The organism is Streptomyces sp. CMB-StM0423 (assembly GCF_002847285.1).
Classification (GTDB): Bacteria; Actinomycetota; Actinomycetes; order Streptomycetales; family Streptomycetaceae; genus Streptomyces.
In genome coordinates, this window is sequence record NZ_CP025407.1 from 1282415 (window position 1) to 1300227 (window position 17813).

Below are 17813 nucleotides of genomic sequence, written 5' to 3' on the forward strand. Positions count from 1 at the left end.
AGCATGTCGTCGGCGTATCGAAAACCCCATACGTGCGGACAACACCGGGCCGTCTTGGCTGGCCGCATGTCCTCCAGTGAGCCGGGCCGAACCGCGCACCGACAAGGGCCGGGAGTCCCGGGCCCGAGCCTGACCGTCCGGCCGATCACCGCCGCCGAGCACCTGGCGTTCGTACGGCGGCAGCGGTCGGTCAGCTTCCTGCAGACCCCGGCGTGGGGCCGCGTCAAGACCGAGTGGCGCAGCGAGTCCCTCGGCTGGTACGACGGCCGGGAGCTGGTCGGCGCCGGGCTCGTCCTGCACCGCCCGGTGCCGCGGCTCGACCGCTTCACGCTGGCCTACCTGCCCGAGGGCCCGGCCGTCGACTGGACCGGCGAGATCGGCGCGTGGCTCGACCCGCTGGCCGCCCGGCTCAAGGCGGACGGCGCGTTCGCGATCCGGCTCGGCCCTCCGGTGCGTACCGCCACCTGGCACGCGGGCCAGGTCAAGGAGGGCATCGCCGACCCGGGCGTCAAGCGCCTCACCGACGTGTCCGGGCACTGGGCCGACCCGGTCGGCACCCGCGTCGCCGGCCGGCTTCGGGACGCCGGCTGGCTGCCGCAGAGCCCCGAGGACGGGTTCGGAACCGGGCATCCGCAGTTCAAGTTCGAGATCCCGCTGGCCGGGAGGACCGAGGACGACCTGCTCGCGGGCATGAACCAGCTCTGGCGCCGCAACATCAAGAAGGCGGCCAAGGCGGGTGTCGAGGTCACGGTCGGCGGGAACCCCGAGAGCCCCGCGGACCTCGGGGCGTTCCACGGCCTGTACGCCCACACCGCCGAGCGCGACCGCTTCACGCCGCGGCCGCCGGGCTACTTCGAGACCATGTTCGCCGCGCTGAACGCCGAGGACCCCGAGCGCATCAAGCTCTATCTGGCCCGGCACCGGGGCGACCTGGTCGCCGCCGCCGTCCTGGTCCGCGTCGGCGCCCACGCGGTGTACGCCTACGGCGCCTCCTCCACGGCGCACCGCGACGTGCGCGGCTCCAACGCCTGCCAGTGGGCGATGATCCGCGACTCGCTGGCGGCCGGCTGCGACGTCTACGACCTGCGCGGCATCACCCCGACCCTGGACGCCGACGACCCGCACCTCGGGCTGATCCAGTTCAAGGCCGGCACCGGCGGCCAGGCCGTACGGTACGTCGGCGAGTGGGATCTGCCGCTGCGGCCGATGGTCTACCGCGCTTTCGACCTCTATCTGAAGCGGCGCGAGTCCCGCAGGCGGCGGGGGCGGTCGTGAGGTCCGGGGTAGTCCCGGGCCCGGGTCCGGCTCGCGACCTGCCGTGACCCGGCCGTCCGCAGGGCGGCGGCGGGGCGGCACCGATCTCCCGGCTCGCCCCACCCGCTACGCGAGTGCGGCGGCGACCTCGTCGAGTCCCGCCCCGCGGGACGCCTTGACGAGCACCACGTCGCCGGCGGCGAGGTTGCCGCGCAGCCAGTCGACGGCGGCGGCGTTGCCGGCCAGCGCCACCGCCCGCTCCCCGGCACCGTCGGCGATCGGCCGGGCGGCCTCGCCGACCGCGAGCACCAGGTCGGCCCGGGAGGCGGCGTATGCGCCGACGGCCCGGTGCGCGGCCCGGCTCTCCTCGCCCAGCTCCAGCATCTCGCCGAGGACGGCGATGCGGCGCCCGCCCTCGATCGCCGAGAGCGCGTCCAGGGCCGCGCGGACGGAATCGGGGTTGGCGTTGTACGAGTCGTTGAGCAGGGTCACGCCGCCGGGGAGGTCGCGCAGTTCCATGCGCCATTTCGACAACGAGGCGGTGGCCAGCCCCTGCGCGGCCACGTCGAGGGGAACTCCCGCCGCCAGTCCCGCCGCCGCGGCGGCGGACGCGTTCACCGCCTGGTGGGCGCCCACGAGCGGCAGCGCGACGCGCGCCGAGGCGTCGGCGGTCCGCAGCGTGAAGGACGGCCGCCCGGACGCGTCCAGCACCAGGTCGAGCACCCGCACGTCGGCGTGCTCCGCCCGGCCGAAGGTGAGCACCGGGCCGTCGGTGAGCGCGCGCATCGCGACGACCCGCGGATCGTCGGCGTTGAGGACGGCCGTGCCGCCGGGCGCCAGCCCCTGCACCAGCTCGCCCTTGGCCGTGGCGATGGCCCCGCGCGAGCCGAACTCGCCGAGGTGCGCCTGGCCGACGTTGAGGACGACGGCGACGTCGGGCGCGACCAGGCCGGTGAGCGCGGCGATGTCGCCGATGCGGCGGGCCCCCATCTCCAGGACGAGGAACCGGGTGCCCAGGTCGGCGCGCAGCATGGTCAGCGGCACCCCCAGCTCGTTGTTGAGCGAGCCGATCGTGGCGGTCGTCGGCGCGGTGCCCGACAGCACGGCGGCCAGCAGGTCCTTGGTGCCGGTCTTGCCCTGAGAGCCGGTCAGCCCGAACACGGTCAGCCCGCGGCGCAGCCGGGCCACGACGTGGGCGGCCAGCCGCTGCAGCGCCGCCTGGACGTCCTCGACGACGACGGTGGGCAGCGGCGTGGGCCGGGAGCCGAGCACGGCCACCACGCCGGCCCGCCCGGCCTGCCCGGCGTAGTCATGGCCATCGACGCGCTCCCCGGCGACGGCGACGAAGAGGCCGCCCGGCTCGGCCTGCCGCCCGTCGAGCACGGCCGGGGCGGTCACCGTCACGGCACCGTCGCCCTCGACCGTCCCGCCGACGACCGCGGCGATCTCGCGGAGGCCGAGCGGGACGATGCCCGCGCGGCGCGGGAGCCGGGCAGCGGGAGCGAGGCCGGAGAGATAGAGGTAGGAAGAGGCTCGTTCGCTGTGGGTCACGCCTCCAGTCAAGGAAGCACGGTGTTGCGGGCGCGTATGCGGATTTCGATATGCCGACGATACGCCCTGACCAACACCAACCGGCCACATATCGCCGGGATATGGGAAAGAGGATACGCCCCGGCAACACCGCGTCCCGTTTGCTGCAGGCATGACCTACAGCGAACCGCCGGCCGTCCCAACGGCGGGTATCACCCTCTACGGCTGCGGGCGCGACGAGGAAATGCTGGTCCGGGAGCTGGCGCCGCGCCTGGGCGTGGTGCCGACCCTCACCGCGGCGGCGCTCTCGGAGGCCAACGCAGAACTTGCCCACGGAAACCGGTGCATCAGCGTCGACCACAAGACCCGCATCACCGGTTCCACTCTTCGTGCGCTCGGCCGGGCCGGCGTCGCCTACATCTCGACCAGAAGCATCGGGTGCAACCACATCGATGTCGAGTATGCGAAGAGCGTCGGCATCTCCGTGGAAAACGTCGCCTATTCGCCCGACAGCGTGGCCGACTACACCCTGATGCTCATGCTGATGGCGGTGCGGCACGCGAAATCCACCATCCGTCGCACGGATGCCCACGACTACAGGCTGCCCGACGTGCGCGGGAGGGAACTCCGCGATCTGACCGTCGGGGTCGTGGGCACGGGACGCATCGGCGCCGCGGTCATCGACCGGCTGCGGGGCTTCGGCTGCCGGATCCTGGCCCACGACACCCGCGTCGGCACCGCCGCGGACTACGTTCCGCTCGACGAACTGCTGCGGCTGAGCGACATGGTGACGCTCCATACCCCGCTCACACCGGATACCCACCACCTTCTCGACCACCGGCGCATCAAGTCGATGAAGCACGGCGCCGTCGTCGTCAACACCGGACGGGGTTCACTGCTGGAAACCGGGGCCCTGCTGGCCGCGCTGGAGGACGGCAGGCTGGGCGGTGCCGCGCTGGACGTCCTCGAAGGCGAGGAAGGAATCTTCTACGCCGACCGCCGGGACACACCCGTGGCGACCGGTCCGCTGCCGCGGCTCCAGGAGCTTCCGAACGTGCTCATCAGCCCGCACACCGCTTACTACACCGACCACGCCCTGAGCGACACGGTCGAAAACTCCCTCACCAATTGCCTTTCCTTCGAAAGCAGGAATCAGCGTGGCTAGACTGAAGGTCGCCATCGTCTTCGGCGGCAGCTCGGAAGAGCACCCCGTCTCCGTGAAATCCGCGCAGCAGGTCGCCCGGAACCTCGATCTCGAAAAGTACCAGCCGTTCTACGTCGGGATCACGGAGAGCGGCGCCTGGAAGCTCTGCGACGGCCCCGGCCCGGACTGGGAGAAGGGCAATTGCCGGCCGGCGCTGCTGTCACCCGACCGCAGCGTGGGCGGACTTCTCGTACTGGAGCAGGGACGCTACGGCACGATCGGCCTGGACGTCGTCCTGCCCGTGCTGCACGGCAGGCTCGGCGAGGACGGTGCGATCCAGGGCCTGCTGGAACTCACCGGCATCCCCTACGTCGGCTGTGACGTCCAGAGTTCCGCTGTGTGCATGGACAAATCACTTGCCTACCGCGTCGTCAGGAGCGCGGGAGTCGCCACGCCGAGTTTCTGGACCGTCACCGCGGACGACGCCGTCGACCCCGGCCGGCTGACGTATCCCGTCTTCGTCAAACCGGCCCGTTCCGGCTCGTCCTTCGGCGTCAGCAAGGTGTCCGGTCCCGCGGAGCTGCCGAGTGCGGTGAAGACGGCTCGGCAGTACGACTCGAAGGTACTGATCGAGGAGGCGGTGGCCGGCAGCGAGGTGGGGTGCGCGATCCTGGGCAACGATCGTGATCTGATCGCGGGCGAGGTGGACCGGATCGCCCTGTCGCACGGCTTCTTCAAGATCCATCAGGAGGCGGACCCGGAGAGCGGTTCCGAGAACTCCACCCCCGTCGTGCCCGCCGATATCCCGGCGGAGTCGCGTGCGCTCGTCCGGGAAACGGCGAAGACCGTGTACCGCGCCTTGGGGTGCAGGGGGCTGGCGCGGGTCGACCTGTTCCTCACCAACGAGGGAGAGGTGGTCCTCAACGAGGTCAACACCCTTCCGGGCATGACCTCCTACAGCCGGTATCCGAGGATGATGGCGGCCGCGGGACTGCCGCTCTCCCAGGTGATCGACCGGTTGATAGCGCTCGCCCTGACGGGACATGCACGGTGAACGACGATTTCGCCTTTCTCGACGACCTCGTACCGGGGCTGCGATGGGACGCCAAGTACGCCACCTGGGACAACTTCACCGGGAAGCCGGTGGACGGATACCTGGTCAACCGCATCGCCGGCACCAGGGCCCTGGGCACGGCCCTGGGCCGGGTGCGGGAAAAGGCGGCGTCCCGCGGCTTCGGCCTGCTGCTCTGGGACGGCTACCGCCCGCAACGGGCCGTGGACTGCTTCCTGCGCTGGTCGGAGCAGCCGGAGGACGGACGCACCAAGCAACGGCACTACCCGAACATCGAGCGGGCCGAGATGTTCGAGCGGGGCTACGTCGCCGCCAGGTCGGGCCACAGCCGGGGCAGCACCGTCGACCTCACGCTCTACCTTCTCGGCACCGGTGAACTCGCCCCCATGGGCGGCGACCACGACTTGATGGATCCCCGCTCGCACCACGGCGCCCCGGGGATCACGCAACGCGAGGCGGGAAACCGCGCCCAGCTCCGTTCCCTCATGGAGACGTGCGGCTTCAGCTCCTACGCGTGCGAGTGGTGGCACTACACCCTGAACGACGAGCCCTACCCGGACACCTACTTCGACTTTCCCCTCGCGTAGGCCGCCGTCACCTTGACAGTGCTCGCACCGAACCGGCAGAGTTTCCGTTATTCAGAAGGATACTTCCGAGATGCGGAAGGAGCGCGGACCCCTCATGGGCTTCGGCGACCAGCGCTTCACAGTGAACCTCTCCCTCCTGTTCACCGAGCTTCCGCTGCTCGAACGCCCGGCCGCGGCCGCCGCGGCCGGCTTCGACGCCGTCGAGCTGTGGTGGCCCTGGCCCGGCGCGCCCGTCCCGGAGCAGGCGGAGCTGGACGCCCTGCGCACCGCGCTGGACTCGGCCGGCACCCGGCTGACCGGGCTCAACTTCTACGCCGGCCGGCTGCCGGGACCCGACCGCGGCGCGCTCTCCGTACCCGGCGCGGAGTCCGAGCGGTTCCGCGCGAACCTCGACGTGGCCGCCGGCTTCGCCGCCGCCACCGGCTGCACCGCGCTCAACGCCCTCTACGGCAACCGCGTCGAGGGCGTCACCGCCGCCGAGCAGGACCTGCTCGCGCTGGAGAACCTGGTGCTCGCCGCCCGCGCGGCCGACCGGGCCGGCGCCGTCCTGCTGATCGAGGCGCTGAACGAGCCCGAATCCCCGCACTACCCGCTGCTCGACGCGGCCGCGGCGGTCGCGGTGGCCGACAAGGTCGACGCCGCCTCGGGCCTGGGCAACGCCCGCTTCCTGATGGACCTTTACCACCTGTCCATGAACGGCGCGGAACTGGAGCAGGTCATCGACGCCCACGCGGGCCGCACCGGACACGTCCAGATCGCCGACAACCCCGGCCGCGGCGCCCCCGGCACCGGCACGCTGCCGCTGGCCGCGCTGCTGGACCGGCTCGCCGCCGCCGGGTACGACGGGCACGTGGGCCTGGAGTACAAGCCGGGCGACCGGCCGAGCGCCGAGTCCTTCGGCTGGCTCCCCCGCTGACCCGCCGACCGCCGCCCGCGCGTCCCGTACCCCCGCGCCTGCGGCCAGAGCAGAAAGGCACCACCCCATGACCACCAACTCCGCGGCCCCCGGGGCCGGTCTGCCCGCGATCGCCTGGATCGGCCTCGGCATCATGGGCTCGCCCATGTCCGAGAACCTGATCGCGGCGGGCTACCCGGTCACCGGCTACACCCTGGAGCAGGACAAGCTCGACCGGCTGGCCAAGGCCGGCGGCACGGCCGCGGGGTCGATCGCCGAGGCGGTCGCGGACGCGGAGGTGATCATCACGATGGTCCCCGCGTCGCCGCAGGTGGAGGCCGTCGCGTACGGGCCGGACGGCATCCTGGCGCACGCCAGGAGCGGCGCGCTGCTCGTCGACATGTCCTCCATCACCCCGCAGACCTCCGTGGACCTGGCGAAGAACGCCGCCGAGCGCGGGATCCGGGTGCTCGACGCCCCCGTCTCGGGCGGCGAGGCCGGGGCGGTCGAGGCGGTGCTGTCCATCATGGTCGGCGGCGAGCAGGCCGACTTCGAGCGGGCCCGGCCGGTCTTCGAGACGCTGGGCCGGACGATCGTGCACTGCGGCGCGCACGGCGCGGGCCAGACGGTCAAGGCCGCCAACCAGTTGATCGTCGCGGTCAACATCCAGGCGTGCGCCGAGGCCGTGGTGTTCCTGGAGAAGTCCGGCGTGGACCTGGCGGCCGCGCTCGACGTCCTCGGCGGCGGCCTGGCCGGCTCCACCGTGCTGGCCCGCAAGAAGGACAACTTCCTGGGCCGCGACTTCCGGCCGGGCTTCCGCATCGACCTGCACCACAAGGACATGGGCATCGTCACCGACGCCGCCCGGAACGTCGGCGCCGCGCTGCCGGTCGGCGCGGTCGTCACCCAGCTCGTCGCCGCGCTGCGCGCACAGGGCGACGGCGGCCTGGACCACTCCGCGCTGCTGCGCGGCGTGGAGCGCCTCTCCGGCGGCGAGGTCTGACGCGTACCCCGTACGAAGACGCAGGCACAGACGCAAACGGCAGACAGCAGACGGCAGAGGACGGCCCTCGCCCCCCGTCCGGGGCGAGGGCCGTCCGCTCGCGGGTGGCCGCCGTCAGCTCTTCAGCGGCAGGATCGACGTGGGGGCGTGCCACGGCTCGGTGGCCAGGTCCTCCCACTCGCGGACGTCGCTGATGTCCGCCGTGGTGCTCATGGAGATGTTGGTGATCCGCTCCAGGATCGCCTCCACCACGACCGGCACCCGGTACTCCGCCGCCAGCTTCCGCGCCTGGGCGAACGCGGCGCCCAGTTCGCCCGGTTCGGTGACCCGGATCGCCTTGCAGCCCAGCCCCTCGGCGACCTTGACGTGGTCGACGCCGTAGCCGCCCAGCTCCGGCGAGTTGACGTTCTCGAACTCCAGGTTGACCTGGAAGTTCATGTCCAGGCCCAACTGGGCCTGCCGGATCAGGCCGAGATAGGAGTTGTTGACGAGCACCTGCACGTACGGGATGCGGTGCTGCGCGCCCACCGCCAGCTCCTCCACCAGGAACTGGAAGTCGTAGTCCCCGGAGAGCCCGACGACCAGCGCCTCCGGGTCGGCGGTGGCGACGCCGAGGGCGGCGGGCACCGTCCAGCCGAGGGGTCCCGCCTGGCCGCAGTTGATCCAGTGCCGCGGCCTGTAGACGTGGAGCATCTGGGCGCCGGCGATCTGGGAGAGGCCGATGGCGGTGACGTAACGGGTGCCGGGGCCGAACGCCTTGTTCATCTCCTCGTAGACCCGTTGCGGCTTCATCGGCACGTCGTCGAAGTGGGTACGGCGCTGGAGCCGCGCCCGGCGCTCCTGGGTGGCCGCGGCCCACGCGGCGCGGTCCGGCAGCCGGCCGGCGGCCTGCCGTTCGCGGGCGACCTCGGTGAACTGCCGCAGCGCGGCGCCGGCGTCGGAGGCGATGCCGTAGTCGGGGGCGAAGATCCGGCCGATCTGGGTGGGTTCGACGTCGACGTGGACGAAGGTGCGGCCCTCGGTGTAGACGTCGAGCCGGTAGCCGGTGTGGCGGTTGGCCCAGCGGTTGCCGATGCCGAGGACGAAGTCGGCGGCGAGGAAGTTCTCGTTGCCGTAGCGGTGGGAGGTCTGGAGCCCCACCATGCCCGCGTTGAGCGGGTGGTCGTCGGGGAGGGCGCCCCAGCCCATCAGGGTCGGTACGACGGGGGTGCCGGTCAGCTCCGCGAACTCCACCAGCTCCGCGCAGGCGTCGGCGCCGATGACGCCGCCGCCCGCGACGATCAGCGGCCGCTCGGCGGCGCACAGCATCGCGACGGCCTTCTCCGCCTGCGCCCGGGTGGCGGCGGGCCGGTGCACGGGCAGCGGCTCGTACGTGTCCGGGTCGAACTCGATCTCGGTGAGCTGGACATCGGTGGGCAGGTCGACGAGCACGGGCCCGGGGCGGCCGGAGCGCATCAGGTGGAACGCCTGCTGGAGGACGCCGGGCACCTGTGCGGCCTGGAGCACGGTGGTGGCCTTCTTGGTGACGGGGGCGGCGATCGCCGCGATGTCGACGGCCTGGAAGTCCTCCTTGTGCAGCACCGGCGTCGGCGCCTGTCCCGTGATGCACAGGATCGGGATCGAGTCGCCGGTCGCCGAGTAGAGCCCGGTGATCATGTCGGTGCCGGCGGGGCCCGAGGTGCCGATGCACACGCCGATGTTGCCCGCCCGGGCGCGGGTGTAGCCCTCGGCCATGTGCGAGGCGCCCTCGACGTGCCGCGCGAGCACGTGGCCGATGCCGCCGGCCGCCCTGAGGGCCGCGTAGAACGGGTTGATCGCCGCTCCCGGGACGCCGAACGCGACCTGGACGCCTTCCTTCTTGAGGATCTCCACCGCCGCGCGCGCGGCTGTCATACGAGGCATCGCGTGCACCTGCTTCTTCCCTAAGTTTTTCCGTATTACGGAATATGAGTTTTGCTATATGGAAGCAATCTAGAAGCGGGTCAAGTCGGCGTCAAGAGCCCGATTCGTAAGGGATGCTGGAGTGCGGAACCCACCACGGGGCCCAGAACCAGGAGCACTTCCCATGCCAGAGAGCGTGCCGGTGCGCTGCCCGGCCTGCCGGCGCGAGCACGCGTACACCCCGAGCACGTTCCCCTGCGCCTGCGGCGCCCCGCTGACGCTGCCGCTGCTGCGCGGCGGGGTGCCGGTGGAGCTCAAGCACCGCACGTGGCAGGACTCGTGGGTGACGGTGCGCTGTCCCGTCTGCGACCGGCGCGACGAGTGGCCGCGGCCGGAACTGGCCTGCGACTGCGGCGCGGTGGTACGGCTGCCGGTGGCCCCGGTGCAGTCCCGCCCCCGGCCCGCGGCGCCGCCGGTCCCGCCCGCACCGGCGGCCGCGCCTCCCGCGCCGGCCCCGCCAGGACCCCCGCCCCGGCCGGCGGCGGCGCCGCGGCGGCCCGCGTTCCGCCCCGTGACCATCCGCAACACCGGCGACGCGGTGACGGCCGCCGCGCAGTACCTGCGCTGGCTGGGCTTCACGGACCTGGTGAAGAACGAGGACCGGCCCGCCTCCGGCATCGACGTGCGCGGCGCGGGCGTGGTCGCCCACGTCGACCCGACGACGACGCCCACGGCGCTGCGGCACGTCGAGTGCGTGTGGCTCAGCGGTCTGAACGCCTCGGCGCTCGCCGTCTTCTTCTCCCTCGCCGGCTACACCCGCGAGGCCCGTACCCGGGCCGACGAGCTGCGGCTCCCGCTGTACGTGATGGACCTCACGGGCACCCCGCAGCCGGTCAACGACCCGGGGGACGAGCTGATCCGCACGGGCGCCGCCCAGCGCGGCTGACGGGGCGGTCGGGGGCGGCGACCAAAGTATGCGGGCGGGCCGCCGCGGTCGTACGAAGGTCTCGACGCCGTCCTCGGGGGGCGCCGCGGCGGGCGGACGACCGTAGATTGGCCGGTATGCCCCGTACCGCCTCCGAGACCCGCGCCGCCGGCAGCACCCGGCGGGACCGGCTCGCCGACGCCGGCCTCGTCCTCTTCGCCGGGGCCTTCTCGTTCCTGTCCGCCGGCTCGGTGCTGCCGGAGGACGGCGCCGTCTCGGAGAACGTGCTCTTCGCCGAGGCCCTGGCCGCCGGCGTGGCCTGCCTGGCGCTGCTGCTGCGGCGCCGCTGGCCGGTGCCGCTCGCGGTGGCGATGCTCGTCGCCGACTCCTTCGGCCACTTCTTCATCGGGCCGACGCTGGTGGCGGTCTTCACCGTCGCGGCGCACCGCCCGCTGCGCGCCACCGGCTGGATCACGGCCCTCGTCTTCGCCCGGCTCGTGGGCTTCCTCGCCAGCGTCCCCGACCCGGAGGATCCGCGGACCGGCGCGGGGGTGGCGTACTTCTCACTGGTCACGGCGGCCCTGGTCTGGGGCCTCTACCGCCGCTCCCGCCGCCAGCTCGTCGCCTCGCTGCGCGAGCGGGCCGAGCAGGCGGAGGCCGACGCGGCGCTGCGTGCGGAGCAGGCGCAGCGGCGGGCCCGGGAGGAGATCGCGCGGGAGATGCACGACGTGCTGGCGCACCGGCTGTCGCTGCTGAGCGTGCACGCGGGGGCGCTGGAGTTCCACCCCGGCGCCCCGCCGGCGGAGGTCGCCCGCGCGGCGGGCGTGATCCGCGACAGCGCGCACGAGGCGCTGCAGGACCTGCGGGACGTGATCGGCGTGCTGCGCGCACCGGCCGACGCCGCCGCGGGCGCCGGGCGTCCGCAGCCGACGCTCGGGGACGTGGACCGGCTGGTGGCGGAGGCCGGCGAGGCGGGCATGCGTATCGCGTACGCACCGGACGTCGCCGCTCCGGAGGCGGTCCCGGCGGCGACGGGGCGCACGGCGTACCGGATCGTGCAGGAGGGCCTGACGAACGCCCGCAAGCACGCGGCGGGCACGAAGGTGACGGTGACGCTGACGGGCAGCCCGGAGAAGGGCCTGACGGTGGAGGTGGGCAACCCGCTGCCGGGCGCGGCCGGGGTGGCGGACGGGCCGCGGACCGCCGCGGTCCTGACGGGCGGGCAGGCTGCCGCCGGGCGGGACGAGTACGGCCGCGCGGCGGCGGGCGCGCGCCCGGGTGCCGGGCGGGGCGCCGGCACCGACAGGGCCGCGGTTGCCGCCCTCGCGGCGAAGCCGCGGGGCGGGCCCGGCGGCCTCGCCGGCGCGCCCGTGACGGTGCCGGGACCCGGCGGCCGGAGCAACGGCTCCGCTGTCCGCCCCGGCGCGGGTGCCACCGGCCCCATCCCCGGGGCCGGGCAGGGCCTCGTCGGGCTCGCCGAGCGGGCCGCGCTGGCCGGCGGGCGGCTGGTGCACACGGCCGACGGCGACGGCTTCCACCTGCGCGCCTGGCTCCCGTGGGGCCGCCCGTCCCGTACGGAATGAGCCTCCGGCGCTCCCGCTAGGGTGGGCGCGTGCCCGACCAGACCGCCGATCCCGCGGACTCCGCAGATCATGCTCCCCGTATCGCCGTCCTCCTCGTCGACGACGACCCCCTCGTCCGGGCCGGGCTGCGGCTGATGCTCGGCGGGGCGGGCGACATCGACGTCGTGGGCGAGGCCGCGGACGGCGGCGAGGTCCCGGCGCTCGTGGCCGCCCACACACCCGACGTCGTGCTCATGGACATCCGCATGCCGCACCTCGACGGCCTCGCCGCCACCGAGGCGCTGCGGCGGCTCGCGGAGCCGCCGGAGGTGCTGGTGCTGACGACGTTCCACACCGACGAGCACGTGCTGCGGGCCCTGCGCGCGGGCGCCGCGGGGTTCGTGCTCAAGGACACCCCGCCCCGGGAGATCGTCGCGGCCGTACGCAAGGTCGCCGCCGGCGAGCCCGCGCTGTCGCCCGCCGTGCTCCAGCAGCTCATCGCCCAGGTCTCCGGCGCCGGCACCGAAGGACCAGCGCGGGCCGAGGAGCACGCCCGCCGCCGTCTCGCCGCGCTCGGCGAGCGTGAGCGGGAGGTCGCCGTGGCGGTCGGCCGCGGCCGGTCGAACGCGGAGATCGCCGCCGAGCTGTACATGAGCGTGCCGACCGTGAAGACCCACGTCTCGCGCATCCTCACCAAGCTCGACCTCAACAACCGCGTCCAGATCGCCCTTCTCGTCCACGACGCAAGGGAATCCTGAGCGGTCCGTGGTGTTGTACGGATCATGGACATCCCTCTCTCCGTGCTCGACCGGTCACTGCGGTGCAAGGGCCAGGACCCGGCCGACGCGCTGCGCCGCACCGTCCGCTTGGCGCAGCAGGTGGAGGGGTACGGCTTCCGCCGCTTCTGGGTCTCCGAGCACCACAGCGTCCCCGGCGTCGCCGGCTCCGCACCGACGGTGCTGGCCGCCGCCGTCGCCGCCGCCACCTCCCGGATCCGGGTCGGCACCGGCGGCGTGATGCTGCCCAACCACCGGCCGCTGGTCGTCGCCGAGCAGTTCGGGGTGCTGGGCTCGCTCTTCCCCGACCGGATCGACATGGGCCTCGGCCGCTCGCTGGGCTTCACCGACGGCATCCGGCGCGCGCTGGGCCACGGGATGGCGGACGCGGGGGACTTCGGGGCGGCGCTGGCTGAGCTGCTGCGCTGGTTCGAGGGCACGCAGCCGGCGTATCCGGGGGTGCACGCGGTACCGGCGGAGGGGCTGCGGGTGCCGGCGTACGTGCTGGCCATCGACGGCGGCGCCGACATCGCCGCCGCGCGCGGGCTGCCGCTGGTGATCGGCGCGGGCCGGCGCCCGGAGAAGCTGCTGCGGGCCGTCGAGCGCTACCGCGAGGCGTTCACGCCCTCGGCGCAGCAGGCCGCGCCGTACGTCGTCGTGGCGGTCGCCGCCGCGGTCGCCGACTCGGCGGAGCAGGCCGCCGATCTGCTGCTGCCCGAGGCGTGGGCGACGGTCTGGTCGCGCACCCGCGGGGAGTTCCCGCCGCTGACGCCTGCGGAGGAGATACGGGCCCGTACGCTCACCGAGCGCGAGGCCCGCTATCTCGACGAGGCCCGCGAGTCCCAGGTGTCCGGCACCGGCGCGCAGGTGGCCGCCGCCCTCGGCGACCTCGTCGCCCGCAGCGGCGCCGACGAGTTGCTGGTCTCCCTGCACACCCCCGACGAGGCCGCCCGGCTGGAGTCCTTCCGGCGGCTGGCGGAGCTGAAGATCGCGGCGCCCGCGGCGGGTTGACGGGCGGCTACAGCTCCACCGCCTCCCCCGGCCGCGGCAGCCGGAGCCGGTGGCCGAGCCCGGCCGCGTCGAAGGCGGCGACCAGCGAGTCGGCACCCTGCGTGACGTGCCCCCAGTGCTCGAAGTGCAGCGGCACCACGTCGTGCGCCCCGAGCACCGCGGCCGCGGCGGCGGCGTGCTCGCTGGTGAGCGTGAGGTGCGCGGCGCCGAGCAGCGGGGTCTGCGCGGCACCGGCGAAGAGCACGGCGATGTCGACGGGGCCGAGGCGGGCGGCGATCGTGCGGACCACGTCGAGCGAGGCGTTGTCGCCGCTGACGTAGACCGTGGGCAGCCCGTCCCCGGTGAGCACGAACCCGGTGACCTCGCCGGTCAGATGCTCGGTGCCGGGCGGGCCGTGCAGCGCGGGCACGGCGGTGACGCGGACCGGCCCGACGGCGTACGACTCCCACGCCGGCAGCCCCCGCACCGGGCCGCGCAGCCGCTCCGCCGCCGACGCCGTGGAGAGCACCAGCGGAGCGGCGGCGGCGCACTCGCGCCCGGCCCGGTCGAGGTTGTCGGGGTGCTGGTCGTGCGAGAGCAGCACCGCGTCGACCGGGCCGAGGCCGGCCGGTGGTATCGCCGGGCCCGCGGTCTTCACCAGCCGCCGCCCGCCCACGGGATACTCGCCGGGCGGGTCGAACGTCGGGTCGGTCAGCAGCCGGACCCCGCCGAGTTGGAGAAGCGCGGTGGGACCGCCGACGTAGTGCAAGATCGTCATGGCAGTCCCAAGTACCCGCGGGCCGCCGCTATTCCGCAGCACTGAACTGCTCCCGCAGCTCGACCTTCCGCACCTTCCCGCTGACCGTCATCGGGAACTCCTCCACGATCCGCAGATGCCGCGGGATCTTGTAGTGCGCGAGCCGGTTCTCGCAGTAGTGGGCCAGCTCGCGCCGGGAGAGCGCGTGCCCCGGATCGCTGAGGATCACGCAGGCGAGGATCTCCTCCCCGTACGTCTCGTCCGGCACGCCCACCACCTGCACGTCGGCGATCTTGGGGTGGGTGTGCAGGAACTCCTCGATCTCGCGCGGGTAGACGTTCTCGCCGCCCCTTATGATCATGTCCTTGATCCGGCCGACGATCTCCACGCAGCCGTCCGTGCGCATCCGCGCCAGGTCGCCGGTGTGCATCCAGCGGCCGGCGTCGATGACCTCGGCGGTGCGCTCGGGCTGCTCCCAGTAGCCCTGCATGACGCTGTAGCCGCGGGTGCACAGCTCGCCGGTGGTACCGCGGGGCATGGTGACGCCCGTGACCGGGTCGACGACCTTGACCTCGATGTGCGGCAGCACGCGGCCGACGGTGGCGGTGCGGCGCTCCAGGTCGTCCTCGCGCCGGGTCTGGGTGGCGACCGGGGAGGTCTCGGTCATGCCGTAGCAGATGGTCACCTCCGCCATGTGCATCTCGTTGACCACCCGCTTCATCACCTCGACGGGGCACGGCGAGCCGGCCATGATCCCGGTGCGCAGCGACGTGAGGTCGTAGAGGGCGAAGTCCGGCAGGGCCAGCTCGGCGACGAACATGGTGGGCACCCCGTAGAGCGAGGTGCAGCGTTCCTGCTCGACGGCCGCGAGGGTGGCGGCGGGGTCGAAGGAGGGCCCGGGGATGACGATGCAGGCGCCATGGCTGGTGGCCGCGAGGTTGCCCATGACCATGCCGAAGCAGTGGTAGTACGGGACGGGGATGCAGACCCGGTCCTGCTCGGTGTAGCCCAGCGTCTCGCCGACGAAGAAGCCGTTGTTGAGGATGCTGTGGTGCGACAGGGTCGCGCCCTTGGCGAAGCCGGTGGTGCCGGAGGTGTACTGGATGTTGACCGGGTCGTCGCAGGACAGCAGCGCCTCGCGCTCGCGGACCCGCTCCGGGGGCACCGCGCGGCCGGCCTCGATCAGCCGGCCCCAGCCTGCGTGGCCGATGTAGAAGACGTTGCGCAGGGCCGGGCAACTGCCGCGCACCTGCTCGACCATCCGGCGGTAGTCGCTGGTCCTGTGCGCCAGCGAGGCGATCAGCAGGGAGATGCCGGACTGGTTGAGTACGTACTCCAGCTCGTGCACCCGGTAGGCGGGGTTGATGGTGACCATCACCGCGCCGATACGGGCCGAGGCGTACTGCACCAGCACCCACTCCGGGCAGTTGACCGCCCAGACGCCGACGCGCTCGCCCTTGGCGACGCCGCGGGCGAGCAGCCCGCGCGCCACCTCGTCGACGGCGGCGCCGAACTCGGCGTAGGTCCAGCGGCGCCCGGAGGCCAGGTCGACCAGGGCCTCGCGGTCGGGGTGGGCGGCGATGGCGCGGTCCAGGTTGGCACCGATGGTGTCGCCCAGCAGCGCGGTGGTGCCGGTGCCGCCGGTGTAGGACGGCTCTGCGGTCATGTGTGGTCCTCCTCGCGGTACTCGTCGGCGGATCCGGCTGCGGTCGCCTCGCGCAGTTGCACGCGGCGGATCTTGCCGGAGACGGTCTTGGGCAGGTCGGCGAACTCCAGCCGCCGGACGCGCTTGTACGGGGCCAGCACGGCGCGGGAGTGCGCGAAGATCGCCTCCGCGGCGGCGGCGCCCGGCTCCCAGCCGGCGGCGAGCACGACGTACGCCTTGGGCACGGCGAGCCGCACCGGGTCGGGCGCGGGCACGACGGCGGCCTCGGCGACCGCCTCGTGCTCCAGCAGCGCGCTCTCCAGCTCGAAGGGGCTGATCTTGTAGTCGCTCGCCTTGAAGACGTCGTCGCTGCGCCCGATGTACGTGATGTAGCCCTCGGCGTCGCGGGCGCCGATGTCGCCGGTGCGGTAGTAGCCGTCGGCCATGGCCTCGGCGGTGCGGGCCGGGGCGCCCTCGTAGCCGGTCATCAGGCCGACGGGGCGCGCGGTCAGGTCGAGGCAGATCTCGCCCTCGTCGGCGGGCTTGCCGCTGACGGGGTCCAGGAGCACGACGTCGTATCCGGGAGTGGGACGGCCCATGGATCCCAGCTTGACGGGCTGCCCGGGGGAATTGGCGATCTGCACCGCGGTCTCGGTCTGGCCGAAGCCGTCCCTGATGGTCAGCTTCCAGGCCCGCCTGACGGCCTCGATGACCTCCGGGTTGAGGGGTTCACCTGCGGCGACGGCCTCGCGCGGCGGGGTCGCGAGAGCGCTCAGATCCGACTGCACGAGCATCCGCCAGACGGTGGGCGGGGCGCAGAAAGTTGTCACGCCCCCGCGGGCCATGGCGCCCAGCAGCGCCCCGGCGTCGAAGCGCGTGTAGTTGTACAGGAAGACCGTCGCCTCCGCGTTCCACGGCGCGAAGAGGTTGGACCAGGCGTGCTTGGCCCAGCCGGGTGAGGAGATGTTCAGGTGGACGTCGCCGGGGCGGATGCCGATCCAGTACATCGTCGCCAGATGGCCCACGGGGTACGAGACATGGGTGTGCTCGACGAGCTTGGGGAGCGCGGTGGTGCCCGAGGTGAAGTACAACATCAGGGTGTCGTCCGCGGCCGTCGCCCCGTCCGGCGTGAAGCTCGCGGGGGCCTCGTACGCGTCCTCGTACGGGAGCCAGCCGGCCCCGCTGCCGCCGACCGAGATGCGGGTGTAGTCGCCGGGCACCTCGGCGAACTTGGCCTCGTCGGCTGCCCGTACGAGCACGTGGGCGGCCCGGCCGCGCTCGATGCGGTCGGCGAGGTCGGCAGGGCCGAGGAGGGGCGTGGCGGGGATGACGACGGCGCGCAGCTTCATCGCGGCGAGCGCGGTCTCCCACAACTCGGCCTGGTTGCCCAGCATGACGACGATCCGGTCGCCGGCCCGTACGCCCTGGGCGCGCAGCCAGTTCGCCACCCGGTTCGAGCGCTCACTCATTCGAGTGAAGCTCAAGCGCGTCTCGCGGCCGTCTTCCTCCACGATGTGGAGGGCCGTGCGCTCGTTGCCCTCGGCGATGGCGTCGAACCAGTCGAGTGCCCAGTTGAAGCGCTCCGGCCTGGGCCAGGAGAAGCCCGCGCGGGCGGCGGCGTAGTCCTCCCTCCGCGCCAGCAGAAAGTCCCGCGCGGACCGGAAGTCCGCGGTCGGATTCGATGCCGTCACATGTCCTCCTCGTACGGCGGCGGCTCGCTAGCATCGTGCTGCGAGTGACCTACGCCTCACTACCCCCATACGGGGGTGCCCTGCCGCCGGCCACGCCGGCG

15 protein-coding genes are annotated in these 17813 nt (G+C 73.2%); 10 read left to right on the forward strand and 5 right to left on the reverse strand.

The annotated features are described in order from the left end of the window. Nucleotides 1–66 precede the first annotated feature (66 nt). Nucleotides 67–1275 (forward strand): lipid II:glycine glycyltransferase FemX, encoded by a 1209-nt coding sequence (locus tag CXR04_RS05405; RefSeq protein ID WP_101420742.1) that lies wholly within the window; start codon nt 67–69, stop codon nt 1273–1275. A gap of 105 nt (nt 1276–1380) precedes the next feature. Here the strand turns inward: CXR04_RS05405 and CXR04_RS05410 are convergent, their stop codons facing one another. Next, nucleotides 1381–2724, reverse strand: a complete 1344-nt coding sequence (locus CXR04_RS05410; RefSeq protein WP_101426206.1) for a UDP-N-acetylmuramoyl-tripeptide--D-alanyl-D-alanine ligase — start codon at nt 2722–2724, stop codon at nt 1381–1383. Nucleotides 2725–2956: 232 nt separating this feature from the next. Between CXR04_RS05410 and CXR04_RS05415 the strand changes: the two genes are divergently transcribed. The 5 genes from CXR04_RS05415 (at nt 2957) to CXR04_RS05435 (ending at nt 7485) form a co-directional block, all read left to right on the forward strand. Next, nucleotides 2957–3949: a D-isomer specific 2-hydroxyacid dehydrogenase family protein gene (locus CXR04_RS05415; RefSeq protein ID WP_101420743.1), complete on the forward strand. Its 993-nt coding sequence runs from the start codon at nt 2957–2959 to the stop codon at nt 3947–3949. Beyond that, complete coding sequence (gene vanA-Sc, locus CXR04_RS05420) at nt 3942–4982, forward strand: D-alanine--(R)-lactate ligase VanA-Sc (RefSeq protein WP_101420744.1); 1041 nt, start codon at nt 3942–3944, stop codon at nt 4980–4982. Before CXR04_RS05415 ends, vanA-Sc begins: the two co-directional genes overlap by 8 nt. Beyond that, nucleotides 4979–5587, forward strand: coding sequence for a D-Ala-D-Ala dipeptidase VanX (gene vanX, locus CXR04_RS05425; protein ID WP_101420745.1), 609 nt, complete (start codon nt 4979–4981; stop codon nt 5585–5587). The genes vanA-Sc and vanX overlap by 4 nt, the downstream gene beginning before the upstream one ends. A 94-nt stretch (nt 5588–5681) precedes the next feature. Then, complete coding sequence (locus CXR04_RS05430) at nt 5682–6503, forward strand: TIM barrel protein (RefSeq protein WP_101426207.1); 822 nt, start codon at nt 5682–5684, stop codon at nt 6501–6503. Nucleotides 6504–6570: 67 nt separating this feature from the next. After that, nucleotides 6571–7485: a 2-hydroxy-3-oxopropionate reductase gene (locus tag CXR04_RS05435; RefSeq protein WP_101420746.1), complete on the forward strand. Its 915-nt coding sequence runs from the start codon at nt 6571–6573 to the stop codon at nt 7483–7485. A 114-nt stretch (nt 7486–7599) separates the two neighbouring features. Here CXR04_RS05435 and gcl read toward each other — a convergent pair whose 3' ends face one another. Continuing rightward, nucleotides 7600–9378 carry a glyoxylate carboligase gene (gene gcl / locus CXR04_RS05440; RefSeq protein ID WP_101420747.1) on the reverse strand — a complete coding sequence of 593 codons (1779 nt, stop codon included), beginning with the start codon at nt 9376–9378 and terminating at the stop codon, nt 7600–7602. 172 nt (nt 9379–9550) lie between these two features. Between gcl and CXR04_RS05445 the strand changes: the two genes are divergently transcribed. The 4 genes from CXR04_RS05445 to CXR04_RS05460 all read left to right on the forward strand — a co-directional run bounded on the left by CXR04_RS05445 (nt 9551) and on the right by CXR04_RS05460 (nt 13640). After that, nucleotides 9551–10312: a hypothetical protein gene (locus CXR04_RS05445; protein WP_101420748.1), complete on the forward strand. Its 762-nt coding sequence runs from the start codon at nt 9551–9553 to the stop codon at nt 10310–10312. A 116-nt stretch (nt 10313–10428) separates the two neighbouring features. Continuing rightward, nucleotides 10429–11874: a sensor histidine kinase gene (locus tag CXR04_RS05450; protein ID WP_101420749.1), complete on the forward strand. Its 1446-nt coding sequence runs from the start codon at nt 10429–10431 to the stop codon at nt 11872–11874. A 29-nt stretch (nt 11875–11903) separates the two neighbouring features. Then, nucleotides 11904–12611 (forward strand): response regulator transcription factor, encoded by a 708-nt coding sequence (locus CXR04_RS05455; RefSeq protein WP_101420750.1) that lies wholly within the window; start codon nt 11904–11906, stop codon nt 12609–12611. 24 nt (nt 12612–12635) lie between these two features. Beyond that, on the forward strand, nt 12636–13640 hold the full coding sequence (locus CXR04_RS05460) for an MsnO8 family LLM class oxidoreductase (RefSeq protein ID WP_101420751.1): 1005 nt from the start codon (nt 12636–12638) through the stop codon (nt 13638–13640). Between the two features lie 7 nt (nt 13641–13647). Here CXR04_RS05460 and CXR04_RS05465 read toward each other — a convergent pair whose 3' ends face one another. From CXR04_RS05465 to CXR04_RS05475, 3 genes are read right to left on the reverse strand one after another with little or no spacing between them, the layout of a single operon-like run. After that, nucleotides 13648–14397, reverse strand: a complete 750-nt coding sequence (locus tag CXR04_RS05465) for an MBL fold metallo-hydrolase (RefSeq protein WP_101420752.1) — start codon at nt 14395–14397, stop codon at nt 13648–13650. Between the two features lie 28 nt (nt 14398–14425). Next, the gene (locus CXR04_RS05470) at nt 14426–16042 is read right to left on the reverse strand and encodes an AMP-binding protein (protein WP_101420753.1); all 1617 of its coding nucleotides are present in this window, start codon (nt 16040–16042) and stop codon (nt 14426–14428) included. Further along, entirely contained in the window at nt 16039–17712 is a 1674-nt protein-coding gene (locus CXR04_RS05475; protein ID WP_101420754.1) for an AMP-binding protein, read from the reverse strand. The genes CXR04_RS05470 and CXR04_RS05475 overlap by 4 nt, the downstream gene beginning before the upstream one ends. Nucleotides 17713–17813 lie beyond the last annotated feature (101 nt).

Excerpts from the sequence above, each read along its gene's own strand:
- CXR04_RS05405 (WP_101420742.1), top strand. The coding sequence starts at position 67 with ATGTCCTCCAGTGAGCCGGGCCGAACCGCGCACCGACAAGGGCCGGGA.
- CXR04_RS05415 (WP_101420743.1), top strand. The coding sequence starts at position 2,957 with ATGACCTACAGCGAACCGCCGGCCGTCCCAACGGCGGGTATCACCCTC.
- CXR04_RS05430 (WP_101426207.1), top strand. The coding sequence starts at position 5,682 with ATGGGCTTCGGCGACCAGCGCTTCACAGTGAACCTCTCCCTCCTGTTC.
- CXR04_RS05435 (WP_101420746.1), top strand. The coding sequence starts at position 6,571 with ATGACCACCAACTCCGCGGCCCCCGGGGCCGGTCTGCCCGCGATCGCC.
- gcl (WP_101420747.1), bottom strand. The coding sequence starts at position 9,378 with ATGACAGCCGCGCGCGCGGCGGTGGAGATCCTCAAGAAGGAAGGCGTC.
- CXR04_RS05445 (WP_101420748.1), top strand. The coding sequence starts at position 9,551 with ATGCCAGAGAGCGTGCCGGTGCGCTGCCCGGCCTGCCGGCGCGAGCAC.
- CXR04_RS05450 (WP_101420749.1), top strand. The coding sequence starts at position 10,429 with ATGCCCCGTACCGCCTCCGAGACCCGCGCCGCCGGCAGCACCCGGCGG.
- CXR04_RS05460 (WP_101420751.1), top strand. The coding sequence starts at position 12,636 with ATGGACATCCCTCTCTCCGTGCTCGACCGGTCACTGCGGTGCAAGGGC.
- CXR04_RS05465 (WP_101420752.1), bottom strand. The coding sequence starts at position 14,397 with ATGACGATCTTGCACTACGTCGGCGGTCCCACCGCGCTTCTCCAACTC.
- CXR04_RS05470 (WP_101420753.1), bottom strand. The coding sequence starts at position 16,042 with ATGACCGCAGAGCCGTCCTACACCGGCGGCACCGGCACCACCGCGCTG.